Consider the following 13,564-nt stretch of genomic DNA (forward strand, 5'->3'; position numbering starts at 1 on the left):
TTAGATCATTGTCTGAATCTTTAATTTCTTTTCTTCTGTATTTATTTGGTTCCACTTCAACAAGGGCTAAATCAGCTTTATTATACACCGAAACTGTGGAGGATTTCGTCTTAAAAATAAAATAATAATTAGAAGTTTCTCCTATAAATTTATTTTCTCCGTCCCCTGTGTACATGTTATCAATTCTAATTATTTTAGAACTGTAAGTATTTTTAATATCCTTTGCTTCTTTTAATCCCCAAAAAGCATAAAATACTAAAAGCATACAAAATAACATTACATAAGACCCATTCTTCAATTCTTCAGATATAGGCTTCTGTTCTTTTTTTATTAACATTGCACATCGATAGAAAAAAGCAGGAAAAATAAGTGAAAAAATATAAAACTTTTCATTACTGAAAATTAATATTACTATAAAAAACAGAATGTAAATGGAAAATTTATAAATATCTTTATTTTTGTCAATCAAGAAATCCATATATTTTTTAAATCTGTGAAGCAAATTCCTTTCGGATAGATTTAATTTTAAAGTATTCTTGGATTTATAGATGCAACTCAAAATCAAGGAAGTAAATATTTCAAGAGCTCCCTCAATCAATCCAAAGCAAACAATTGTAAATATCAAATTTTCAATTGCAATAAAGATCACATCTGTTAATGTTATATAATATTGTATAGATATATTGAAGTATAAATAGTATGTATATTGATAAGTAAAACCCAGCAAATAAAATAATAATAAAATTGCAGGTAAATGCTCCGTGTAATCTTTAAAATATTTCTTCATGGATGTATTCATTGAAAATCTCTTCGTTTTACTAAATATTTATAATTAATCTATTGTTTTAGCGAATACTTTTTTTCTTTTCGTTCAAAGTCTGCATTAGATCTTTAATCATTTGTTTCCGTGTGATTCAAATATATCATAATAGTTCTTTAAAACTAGATAATAATTAGGATTTGATTTGTTCATACAGTGATTTTTTATTGTATTCATAAGTTCAAAATTCTTTCTAACTCTTTCGGTATTTCTGCGGTTATGAGTACAGGACATGCAGAGCTATCTAAAGACATACAATTCCAATGCAGATTGTTATTAATTTTTAAAGCTAAATTGCAATAAATTATAAACTAAGAAATTATTGATAAAAATGAATTTTGTAATTCTTGTTTAATCTGGCTCAAATGAACCAAATCATCTATAAAAGTGTTTGAAGATACGCTCGTCTTGCACTTAAGGAGACAACTATTTATTAGTTGTCTCTTTTTTTTATCCACAAACATCTCTTTGTCAAACTTTTACAGTCTGATATTTTGTGTTCGACATTTTAAATGTAAAATACTTAGTCTGTTTGGAATAAACAGTCTGAAAGCGCCACAACAGGCTTCTAATCTATAATAATTAAGTGTTCGAAATCTCCTTAATGTTAGGGCTTTTTCTTTTCTTTTGACTTATTGTAGTTTTTTGCTACTAAATATAGTAATTCTAATATATCCTTAGCTTCCTTCTCATTAACTTGAACACCATTCTTGGCTAGAATAATAATCGCTTGTTCTACTGAAACATTTCTATCAATGAAGTTCATTTTTCATATTAGTTTTTCGGTTACTCTTTTTTGAAAATATTTTTGAAAATGCTTGATTTAAATCTAAAGAAAGATCTCCTGTTTTATAATCAATATTAACTGGAGGAATAAGATTCACGACATGTGTTTTATCTGAAGTATCAAACTCTGTAAACTTTTGGAAAACCTCAACGAATGTTTTATCTATCATTTGATTCATTTTATCGATAACTCCTAATTTAAGAATAACGTCACGCTCTTCTTTTTTCAGATTCCTTGTGTTAACTTGACTTTCTTTTTTTAAATCATTATAATCATCAATTTTTAATATTCCTGCTATAAATAATTTTCTACCTCGAGAAAGAGTTAATTTTTCTTCTTTTATTTTCCTCCCTAGCAACTGTTGAGCGTACAAATAACTTGCCTTCTGAGTTCTAATATTATGATCTTCTAAAATGTTCTTAAATAATTCGATTGAACTATTTGATAGTACCAATTTTTGAAGCTTATTTTGATAGCAATTATTAAGTAAAATCGCGTCAATTCTAGTTCTGCAACCATCGTGACAATGGTAATAGGGATATCTTTTTCGCTTACCTTTTGAATAACTTCCGGTAAGTTTTCGACCACAAACAGGACAGGTTAAAAAACCTCTAAGGAAAAAGATTTCTTTTAAATCATCTCTATTAGATGTAATTTTTCTTTTTGTATTAATTATAGATTGAACCTGATAAAATAATGACTCAGAGATCAAAGGTTCGTGTAAACCTTGAATCATTTGCTCTTCTTTAGAATTTAATTTAATCGTTATGAGTCCACAATAAAGAGGATTACGTAAAATCCTGAAAAAGTATGATCGTGAACATATCAATCCTTTCTCATTAGCTATTTTACTAATCTCAGATATTCTATGATTATTCTGGGCAGCTTGATGGAATATCCATTTTATAATTTCGGCTTCAGGTTCTTTAGGTACAATTGCTTTTTTGCCGTCCATTAAGGTCACATTCGTAAAACCCATAGGTGCCTTATTAGGATATTTGCCCAACAACTTTGCACGCCGCATACCATTTGAGGTATTTTGAGCTCTCCTGGTATTTTCTGCTTCCGGAACCGCTAAATATAAAGCTAGCATAACAGCACTTTCAGGTACAGAAAAATCTATGGGTTGCTCAATAGCCATTGCGGTTGTTTTATATTTCCGGAGTTTTCGAATCATTTCATATGCACACTCTACATTACGACTGAATCTATCCCATTTTAAAAATAATATGTTTTTATCCCCTTCTCCTGATTTCTTTTTGACTTCGGAGAATAATTCTTTCCATTCAGGTCTATTGAAATTTTTTGCAGAGAAATCTTCACGATAGATCCCTTTGACCTCTATATTGTTATATTTACAATACTTTAGCAATCTATCTTCCTGTTCCGGCAAGGAGTAACCTTTTCTTTTTTGTTCTTCTGTACTTACACGAACATATAAATAAGCTGAATTCATATAATTAATGTATTTATTTGATTTACAAATTAATTATTAAAAAAACATTAAATAAAAAGCTATATATCCTATTATAATATTGAATTTATATTGCAACTGCAGACTCTAATAAATTGCTAAATACATTTTAGGAGTCAACTCAATTTGATTTCAATTACGGATTCCCATAAAAAGTTCATATAAATTAGATTTATTTTTGTGACATCAGAATGATGATCAGAAAAGAAATCAAAACGGTGTTTATACTTCCTATCCATGTCAAGGATTTTTTTGTATAATTTTCTTATGATTAATTAAACATATTAGTAATACACTTACAAGATTTCTACCATAATAAAACTTAGAATTGTAAAGAATCTACTTTTTGAGTGAATGTTGATTCCTTCAAAGTGATTGGTGAATTTGTATCAATCATACTTGATGTGGTAAAAATTAAGCTACGAAATTGCTAAATTTACTTTTTTACAGTAAAATGTATAATTCAAAATTATAGATCTAATAAAACAGTTTAATGAGAAATGCTTACAGCGGTTATACCTATCAAAAACACATGACTCAGCTTTTATTGTCCATAATGGATGTAGAGCGAAACATTTTAAAAATTGAGATTGAAGCAAAAGTTGATAATAACTTCGATGATTTATTAGTTTATATTAATAATGAAGAATATAGTTTTCAGATTAAGGATTTTGAGAACGTAAAATTAGATCAACTTGTTATTGACTATGAAAATTTAATTATTAAAGGTAAAGCTCACAAGCTTTCTAAGAGCAAAAACATTGTTTTTTTTAAGCATATCGATATTGTTCCTAATGCTAAAATTTTAGATTTTGATTGCTTGAAAAACGGCAATTTGTATATCATATCATTGAGTCGGACTGATGCGGATCTCTTTATTGATGATCTATATAGTGGGAACTTAAATAGGAAATATGAGATTGAAAATTATTTAAGCGAAACACTAGATAAAAGGATATGGCTGATTGAAAGATCTGATCTTCCCAGCTTAAAAACTTATAGTACGGATCTACAACAAGAATCGGTAAAAATTAATCATACGCTTGTTGAATTTGAAAAATTATTATTGATCGAAGGTAAACCCGGAGTTGGGAAAAGTCATTTTGTAAATTCACTTGTTGAAGAATATCCTCTAAATATATTATACCGATTTTGGGTAGGAAATCAGGAATCCGATTATCTGGAGAGATTAAAATTTCAAAACTTTGTACAAGATTTAAATGTAAAACTGTTTCACGATCTAAAATACAGGGAGATTCCTGATTTATTCAAAGAGATTAAAAGGAGAAAATTAACTTTCATCATCGATGGTTTAGATCATATTGAAAATTATAATAGCAGTGAGCTTTCTCGGTTTATAAGATTCATAGATGAACTAAAAGAGTACTGTAAAGTCATCATACTATCAAGACCATTGGTCGTTAAGCTAGATTGGCAAAAACATATTTTGGAAAACTGGAATAAAAAGCAAACTGAATTTGTTTTAGAGGAATTGTTTCATATTACAGATTACAATATTCAGAAAGAAGTTTTTTACATGACCCAGGGCTATCCCATTCTTGTAAAATATGTTTCAGAATTTTATAAACTAAATAAGAAGCTTCCGGAAACCGGTCAACTTCAAGATATTGACAGTTTTTATGAAGGTATTATAAAAAATGAAAAAGGGAAATATTCTCTTTCGATATTTTTATGTACAAATTCATACATAATGTATTCAGAATTAGATCACTTTTTGGGAGAAGCTAAATATTACGTCGAGGAGTTTATAGATGAACATCCTTATCTATTTGACATCAAGCTGAACAGAATCGCTTTATTTCATGACAGTTTCAACACCTATTTTCGTAACAAGTCGACCAGTTATAAAATTCTAAATGACAATGCTACCGACTTGGTATATGATTCAATAAGGAGCTTAGATCGAAGATTTCTTTCAAGGTTTTCTCTATTTAAACTTACTCATCAACAAACAAAAGAAATTGCAAGGAAATTTTGTAACATAACCATTTTTGAAGAAATAATAAAAGACAGCATAGATATTGAAGCCATTCGTACTTTTTATTTTGATTTAAGAGATTTGATGTCTAAATACAAGTTTGATGATTTTGAAATTTCACATTATTATGATCTCTCACTTATTATGTAAATTCCAGTGATATTGACCACCCAATTTCAATTCAAAGTGACCAGGTAATTTCGGTTTAAATTGACCACCCTTAATTTTGATAAAAACTCTTGTTTTTCATGTGTCAATTAGTATTCAAATATAATAAATAATTACTCCCTGTTAACTCCTCTCTTTTTTCTCATAGATTCCCCCTGGAGTTCCAGGCGGTGGGACTGATGGATAAGTCTGTCCAGAATAGCATCAGCAATGGTCTTTTCACCAATAATGTCATACCAGCCCTGCACCGGGATCTGCGATGTTACAATGATGGATCCGTTGTTGTGACGGTCTTCTATGATCTCCAGAAGGGTTATCCTGTTGGCACTGTCCAAAGCCTGAAGACCAAAATCATCAAGGATGATCACATCCTGTCTTTGTATTTTTGCTAGTTCGCGCAGGTATGACCCGTCTGCTTTTGCCATTTTTAATTTGGCAAACAGCTTGGAAGTATTGAAATAATTGACCTTGAAGCCTTCGATACAGGCCTGGTAGCCCAACGCAGTTCCCAGGTAACTTTTACCCACACCTGTACTTCCTGTGATCAGGATGTTCTCATTTTTCTCTACGAACTCACATCCTGCAAGACGCATTACCAGATTACGGTCGAGATTGCGGGTGTCATCGAAGTTGACACTTTCAATACTGGACTTGTAATGGAACTTTGCATTTTTGATGCTTCGCTCTATGCGCCTGTTGTGCCTCTCATCCCATTCGGCATCGATGAGCATCGATACAAACTGGTCGAGGGTATAATGGTCTGTCCTTCCGCTTTCAATGGCGGTCTTAAAGGCATTGTGCATGCCGTAAAGCTTCATTTGCTTCATTTTGCTCACTGTCGGTTCGTTCATAACTGTTGGTATTTAATGATAATATTGTTTTCCTCTGATGTTGCCGTGATCAGGCAGTTCCTGCTCCTTTTCTTCTTTTTCCGGATCGATCATCTGATCCAGATTGTTCTCCAATATCTTCTGTACGGTCTTAAAGCTGTAGATCTTAAAATCCAATGCCCGTTTACAGGCATTTATCAATCGCTCTCTTCCTACTTTTTTTTCGAAGTTCAGGATTCCCAGGCAGCTTTTGTAGGCCTGCTCGGGATGATTCCGACTGTCGATAATTTGGAGGATATATTCTCCCACTGCAGTATCAATACTGTTTGCCCAATCGATAAAGCGGGCAGCACTCCATCCGGCCACGAACTGGTGGGTGCTGGCTAAATGTTCTGTAATGGTCGTGTAGACATAAGGCTTGTAATTGCGTCTGTGCATCGCGATCCTGTTGTATTTATAGTAGATCTCCACGGTGGAAGATGTGTATAGGATCTTGATCTTCTTCTTGATATACTGGTAAGGAACACTGTAGTAGTTCTTATCCCGGCTCAACTGTACGTGCCCGTTCTGCATCACTGTTGCAAAGGATTGGTACCTGATCTCAAAACGACGCTCAGGCAGTGGGCGCAGCTGCTGCTTCTCGTCCTCTAAGAACAGCTCGTAGCGGGAGTAAGGACGTCCTGTGAGCTTGCGTTTGTTATGAGAGTCCAGCAGATCCCGGATCTCACTATTTAGTTCATCCAGGCCGCAGGATCCCTGTTGAAGGTTGGCGTAGATCCTTCTGTACAGGATCTTTACCGCGCCCTCTACCAAAGATTTATCCCTCGGTTTGTAAGCCCTGGCAGGCAAGATGGTCGTTTCATAATGTTCGGCCAGATCGGCCAGGGTCTCATTGATGGTGGGTTCAAAACGGCTGCTTTTGATCACTGCGGATTTTAAGTTATCAGGAACGATCGCTGCCGGTGTGCCTTCAAAAAAGCGGATGGCATTTTCTACAGATCGTACAAAATCTTCCTTCTGCTGGCTCATAGAGGCTTCAGCATACGTGTATTGGCTTGCTCCGAGAATAGCTACAAAAAACTGAACTTCTTTAAGCTCCCCACTTTCCTTATCTATAATGGAGAGTGTTTTTCCTGCATAATCGACATACATCTTATCACCGGATTTGTGATTCATATGCATCACCGGGTTCACACTCTTGCCCCAGATCTTGTAATGATGCCGGAACTGTGAACTCTGAAAACCATCAGGATACAGTACAAGATACTGCTCCCACATATGATTTACCGTGACACCTACCTTTTTGAGCTCACGTTCCATCTTGGGAAAAAAATCGTACAGGGATTGTAGTTTGGGGCTGATGGACTGGACGGTGGTATTGGAAAACAAAAGTTCCAGCTCGGCGTCTGTCTTGGCATTGATCGCATCAAGGTTTAAGCCCAGGATCTCATATAATGAGATGTATTTTTTTACGGTATTTCTGGAAAGGGATAAATAGCTGCTTATAAATAACTTGCTCTTTCCAGTACTGTAGAATTTTATGACTTTTCTAATCTTACTCATGTCTGTTATTTTATTTGCCATAATCCGCTTTTTTTAACGAATGTATGACGCTAACATCATGAAAAAATCAAGTCGTTTTTATCTCAAATATAACCCAGATAACAGGTGGTCATTTTGGACCGGAAAGTGGTGGTCACTTTGCTCCGAAATCAGTGGTCAATTTACTCCGAAATTAGGTGGTCAATTTGACCGTCTTTTCCACTTATTATAAATCTAATTTACAGAAATCACATTTCAACACCGTATGGCTTTCTCTACACTTATACACAATCACTATTATTTAACGGATATACGGAGGAGGACATCACTAGTTCAGGATACTTATTTGGAATGTTGTTGTATGTAAGAAGCAATAATCCAATTTTGCTATACAATAAGGTATCAAATGATAATTACTCCACCGACCATTTTCATATAAGATTGGAAGGGGATGTTAATAAAGAAGAATATTTTTTTAGCAGGAATAAAAAAGCCATTACAAAAACAAAAATCGTTAAAGCTCTGAAAGATAGACGGTATTTTAGTGATTATTTGAAATGGATCATGGAAAATCTATTCCTCCATCAAAAAAGGTATAAGGGGCTTGAAGAATTAAGTGACTCACTCGATATTTTTCTGGATGGCTTTGAATCAAAAGGTGCAATTAAATTAGCTGAGTTTTTAGATAAATATCCTGATTCTTATTATTATGCTGATTGGTATTTAAATGATGTAAAAAAGAATTTAATTGCTGCTGGTCATGAGGTGAGCAATATTGAAAAGAATGAATATAATTATCTGTCATTGGAAGAACTCATATTAAAAAATAAAGAGACAGGGAGTTTCAATTTAGGTAATAAAATTCATGAATATATTACATTAGCCTTACATCGAAAGCAGAAAATAGATTTGGCAAGTATATCGTTGTTCTGGACTAAATATTATAACAGAAAAGATTATACATTATATGGATTACCCAAAGCATTAAAGACAATTCATACAAATAATCTTTTGACACTGGAGGAATGCATTTTTACGATTACAAAAATCCAAAATATTTCTGAGAAGGGGTACCGGTATTTATTAGGGGAATTTATAGAATTGTATCAACCCTCTGAAATAATGCCTTATATTGAAAAGCTTAATCTAAGTCATCTTTCATTACAATGGTTTCTGCTTCCAAGCAAATACATTAATTCTTTTTCAGATAAACTGTATAACTTCGCTATCAATCAGTTATTAAAAGTTAATAGAAGCGGATCAATTGAAATTGATGAAATAAGAAATGGCTTGCTTTCTACTCGATTAAAAGATATTGAACTGGAATTTAGTATCATTAAAACAAAAATAAGAGTAGAAAAATCAGACAATATTATTAGAGAACTAAAAAATTCTAAAATATTGTTTCAGGTATATGTAGATAAAGAAAAAGATAGATACAAAGAAACAAGTGAGGAAAGACTTAATAAAGGCTACATTTACCCTAGTGATTTTGATTTAATTAAAGAAAGAAAAATTAGCTCCATAGATGCAGCTAAATTTGCAGATAGTGAATCATCCAGTTTGGTTTTTACAGAGCTATTTGAAATGTACGAAAAAGAAGAGGTAACTGTTAATTTTAAAGAAATATTGTATAATGCTGTGATTGGAAAAACGTGGCGGGGAGAATATAGTTTTCTGCTGTATTATACATCTGGTCATATCTTGTATATGATTGAAAAGTATCGAACTAAAGATGAATTTGAGAAAGCGGTAAAAAGTTTTAAAAAATTTATTCAATTATCTTTAATCGACATTAATTGGTATCGGTAAAAGATATTAACTGATAAAACTTAAAACTTCGACATTAATCAGGACGGAGAAAAATTCTTTAACGAAGTAAAAGATTGGTATTGAAATAATAAGAAATATAAATATCTAAAACCAAAGGAAAAATGAGAAGAAAATAAAATATATCCTTAAAAGCCTTTAACTTTAGAGATTATGTAAAAACAATAAGAATGGCTGTTTCAGATAAAACTAGAAAATTTCTATGGGCAAAATCAGGGAACAGGTGTGCTATCTGTAAAACTGAATTAATAACAGGCAAAGATGATTCAGAGGAATTCAATGTTGGTGAAGAATGTCACATAATAAGCTCAAAGAAAAATGGTCCAAGACATTTACCAAATCTTGAGGAATATGACAACTATGAAAATTTATTGCTTTTATGCAGAAATCATCATAAAGAGATTGATGAACTGATGGACACTTACTCTGAAGAAATTCTGAGGTATATGAAAGTCAATCATGAAAATTGGGTGAGAACAGTAATAGCAAATGCTATGCAGGATGATAAAGCAGAAAAACCTAAATTTTTGATGCGGATAACATCAGGAAAGGAATTATTGAATATTATTAACGAGGCGCATGGATACAATACTGACTATGATGAATTAAAAGACAGAGCCGAAGCAGAATATATTGGAGGTATTATACAAACTTTTATTGATTTTGGAGATATATGTGGAATGGTTGAAGCTTATGACAAAGTTCAAATAGGCTATGATTTGCAAAAGCTTCTTGATGAATTAGAAGAAAAAGGATATTATGTTTTTGGAGAAAGGGATCCGAATACCATTCTTCCTCATATTTCTGGAACAGATAAATGGACCGTAGCAACTTTAGTAATAAGAAAAAAAGAAAATCCTGAAATTTATAAAGTTAATTTATAAGTGTATTAATTGCTATATCATTTCTGGAGTTATGCCGTTTGAGCTATATAGAGTCTTTATGCCCCCCTGCTTACGATTTGGAAATCAATAAATACATTATAGAATTCTCGTACCAAAATAATTATTATATTTAATCAAACTAATAAATTATGAAGGGATATACGATTGTAGATTGCCAAAACATCGAATCGCACATAAAATTTTTAAGGATTAATCCGACTGATTTCAAACTTACCCTTAAACATATACTTGATTCATTGATGAACCTAAGCTGGATATCCACATTTGATCGAGAGTTTCTTAAATCCAGTTATGAGGAACGTGCAAAACCCACAGTAGCATATATAGCTACAAAAATTATTAAGAAAGATGATGATGCTGTAACAACTAGTTCCGGGGAATATATTGTTTCAGAACTTGCACGCCAATCAATTATTGAAAGTTATGCATATTTAGATATCCCTCTCGCTGAGTTATTTAAGAAAAAAGTTATTGGGAATCATGGCTTCGATTTTTATTCCCTGAATTTGAATAAAAACATTCTTTTCGGTGAAGCTAAATATATTGCCAGCCAAAATGCGTACGGAAGTGCATTAAACCAGATTTTCCAATTCTATAACGATAAGCAGCACATCACAGACATTGTAGATATTCAAAACTTTTTTTGTGACGAATCACTTGAAAATTGCCATAAGAATGAGATCGGATTTATTGCAGCGTTTTCTTCTAAAAATATAACAACAGATATGTTAATCGAAAATATAAAAAAAAACAAAGCTTATACATCCCTTTATTCTTCGAAAGAGATCATCCTAGTTGCTGTTAACGTATGAGTCATAATTTTATACGTAGAATACAGGAAAATGATAATATTCAAGATATATTCGCATATGTCCTGGACAATATATATAGAACTGGACCGAACAAAACATCAGATCTTGAAATACTGACCCTACTAAGAATCTATCATCCTGACGAATTTACTGAGCATCTTAGCAAAATATTATATTTCATCGGTATATTTTACAAGCATAATTTACAGACCACTTCACTTGAGGAAGTGATTTTTGGTCAATATCGCAGGCATATTAAAAAGGAATATGACCACTACTACACCCCTGTCCAGGCAAAAATTCTGTATAGTATCCAAAATAAGAGGTGCTTTAGCTTTTCAGCCCCAACAAGTACTGGAAAATCATTTGTTTTTTTTAATCAGATTAAAAAATCACGCGGTGATGTTGTAATTATTGTACCCTCCCGAGCACTAATTAATGAATACCTAATCAAATTAGATTACGCCCTCCAAGATAAGTCAATAAATATTCTAACTTTTATTGACAAGATCAATACAAAAAAAGCTACACGAAATATTTTCATTGTAACACCTGAGAGATGCAGAGAATTATTTAAACTTAAATTGCAATTCAATATCGATCTGTTTCTATTCGACGAAGCCCAATTGTCCAATGAAGAATCAACTCGAGGATTATTATTTGACGGTATGGTAAGACGTTGTTATAAAAATTTTATGAATTCTACTTTTGTATTTGCACACCCTTTTGTTAGAAATCCTGAAGCTCAATTTGTAAAAAACAATATCGAATTTAATACTGGAAATTTCAGTCAATTTGTTCAAAAAAACGTCGGTCAAATTTTTTTTTATCATGAAAGATCATCCGGTAGCTTCCATCATTTTGGAATAGATAAGTCCGTTATGGGAAATTTTAAAGTTCTCTCACCTTTTGATCCTATTGAAGCTATACTTATTGCGTCGGGATCCGTACTTTTTTATGTATCCAAAGCATCAATAAAAAATAACAAAGTATTTACAGAATTTCAAGATTACATAAAGTTATGTAAAGAATACAGCGACGAAATTGTTCATGATTACATACAAGATCTTACTGAATATACGGGAGGTTCCGTAGACAGGAATAAGGATTACTATTCGAAACTTATCAGCTACCTAAAACGGGGAATTGTAATTCATCACGGTTCTCTCCCTTTAAAAATCAGAAGCATTCTTGAAAAGTACACAAATGCGGGATTGTGCAAAATTTGCTTTGCAACGTCGACCTTGGAACAAGGCGTAAACATGCCATTTGATATTGTTTATCTGAATAAATTAGAAGGCTCAAAACCCCTTTCCGTAAAAAACTTAATTGGTAGAGCCGGCCGTTCAACGATAGATTATAAATTCGACTATGGTTTTGTGGTCGTTAAGAACATTCCGAACTTTAGAAATATAATGGTTCAAGATGAAGAATTAGAAACCATTTCTTTACTTGATGTTGAAGAGCCTGAAAAAGATGATGATTACAATGATTTCAAAGATGCAATTCTAAATGAAACTTTTGATGATGAACTATATTTAACAGAAAATCAGGTTAGGAAACTGAGTTCACAAGAAATATTCTCCATTATTGGACAACTATTAGATTCAATTTTTGAAGGTGATGACATTATATCATTAGAAACATTAAATGAGGATATTAATGAAAAACACTCTTTATATGATAAATTTGAACAAATATATTCTGGTTATTTAGGTCGTGAACTAAGTCATGGAGAACAAAATGTTTTCAATACTGCAATAAAAATTATTATTTGGAAGGTTCACGGTAAAACATTTAAAAATATTTGTTGGTACAGGTATAGTCACACTAGTTTATCAAACTTAAGGCGGCTCCATAAACATAATCATTTAGTTTTAAATCGACTTCAAGCTAAATGGTACACTGAATGTCCTACCGAATTTCCTAATAAAAATCTTCAGGCTTATAACGCATTGAGCATTGATGGCAGGAATATTTTAGCAAAGGATGTTGATTATGACTTTATCATCAGTGATACTTATGACTACATTGATAAATTGATAGGCTTCAAATTATCAGATGTATTTTATGCCGCATTTATCAAATATTATGATCAATATGAAGACTCAAGAGCAGTAAAACTTGCTAAGTACATAAAATATGGAACGGACAATGAAAGATATATTCTTTTATTGAGATATGGTCTTACCTTTGAAGACATAGATGTTTTAGATGATTACATTACAGATGTCTCCGAAGAAGAAATAATAGTTAAAGATACAATTTATGACTTAACGGAAAAACAAATTGAGCCTCTACGAAGATACATTTAATTTGGCATCCATCAATATTGATTATATTTAGAACATCTGTGTTATGGCTAAAAACTAATGTCAAAGCTAAGTTAAATCTTAT

The 13,564-nt window shown here is 32.1% G+C and carries 10 protein-coding genes; 5 read left to right on the forward strand and 5 right to left on the reverse strand.

Going from position 1 to position 13,564, the window contains the following annotated elements:
• The 3 genes from AB671_RS11280 to AB671_RS11290 all read right to left on the reverse strand — a co-directional run.
• Positions 1-799: hypothetical protein (locus AB671_RS11280; protein WP_157444191.1), on the reverse strand; the 799-nt coding region annotated here is incomplete at its 3' end.
• A 628-nt stretch (positions 800-1,427) separates the two neighbouring features.
• Positions 1,428-1,586 (reverse strand): PTS sugar transporter subunit IIBC, encoded by a 159-nt coding sequence (locus AB671_RS11285; protein ID WP_066680820.1) that lies wholly within the window; start codon positions 1,584-1,586, stop codon positions 1,428-1,430.
• Complete coding sequence (locus AB671_RS11290) at positions 1,573-3,063, reverse strand: recombinase family protein (RefSeq protein ID WP_066680822.1); 1,491 nt, start codon at positions 3,061-3,063, stop codon at positions 1,573-1,575. Before AB671_RS11290 ends, AB671_RS11285 begins: the two co-directional genes overlap by 14 nt.
• Positions 3,064-3,574: 511 nt before the next feature.
• Here AB671_RS11290 and AB671_RS11295 point away from each other — a divergent pair.
• Entirely contained in the window at positions 3,575-5,230 is a 1,656-nt protein-coding gene (locus AB671_RS11295; RefSeq protein ID WP_066679764.1) for a hypothetical protein, read from the forward strand.
• A 131-nt stretch (positions 5,231-5,361) separates the two neighbouring features.
• On the opposite strand, the gene istB is transcribed toward AB671_RS11295, so the two are convergent.
• Together istB and istA are read right to left on the reverse strand one after the other, a co-directional pair.
• Positions 5,362-6,099 (reverse strand): IS21-like element helper ATPase IstB, encoded by a 738-nt coding sequence (gene istB / locus AB671_RS11300; protein ID WP_066679763.1) that lies wholly within the window; start codon positions 6,097-6,099, stop codon positions 5,362-5,364.
• A 12-nt stretch (positions 6,100-6,111) separates the two neighbouring features.
• Positions 6,112-7,662, reverse strand: a complete 1,551-nt coding sequence (gene istA, locus AB671_RS11305; protein ID WP_066679762.1) for an IS21 family transposase — start codon at positions 7,660-7,662, stop codon at positions 6,112-6,114.
• A gap of 399 nt (positions 7,663-8,061) precedes the next feature.
• Between istA and AB671_RS11310 the strand changes: the two genes are divergently transcribed.
• The 4 genes from AB671_RS11310 (at position 8,062) to AB671_RS11325 (ending at position 13,482) form a co-directional block, all read left to right on the forward strand.
• Positions 8,062-9,432, forward strand: coding sequence for a hypothetical protein (locus AB671_RS11310; RefSeq protein ID WP_157444192.1), 1,371 nt, complete (start codon positions 8,062-8,064; stop codon positions 9,430-9,432).
• A gap of 188 nt (positions 9,433-9,620) precedes the next feature.
• Positions 9,621-10,334 (forward strand): HNH endonuclease, encoded by a 714-nt coding sequence (locus AB671_RS11315; RefSeq protein ID WP_066679760.1) that lies wholly within the window; start codon positions 9,621-9,623, stop codon positions 10,332-10,334.
• A gap of 149 nt (positions 10,335-10,483) precedes the next feature.
• The gene (locus tag AB671_RS11320; protein WP_066679759.1) at positions 10,484-11,167 is read left to right on the forward strand and encodes a hypothetical protein; all 684 of its coding nucleotides are present in this window, start codon (positions 10,484-10,486) and stop codon (positions 11,165-11,167) included.
• Positions 11,164-13,482 carry a DEAD/DEAH box helicase gene (locus AB671_RS11325; RefSeq protein ID WP_066679758.1) on the forward strand — a complete coding sequence of 773 codons (2,319 nt, stop codon included), beginning with the start codon at positions 11,164-11,166 and terminating at the stop codon, positions 13,480-13,482. The genes AB671_RS11320 and AB671_RS11325 overlap by 4 nt, the downstream gene beginning before the upstream one ends.
• The last annotated feature ends 82 nt before the right edge of the window (positions 13,483-13,564 follow it).

Origin of the sequence: Chryseobacterium sp. BGARF1, from assembly GCF_001677955.1 — a bacterium.
Lineage (GTDB): Bacteria > Bacteroidota > Bacteroidia > Flavobacteriales > Weeksellaceae > Chryseobacterium.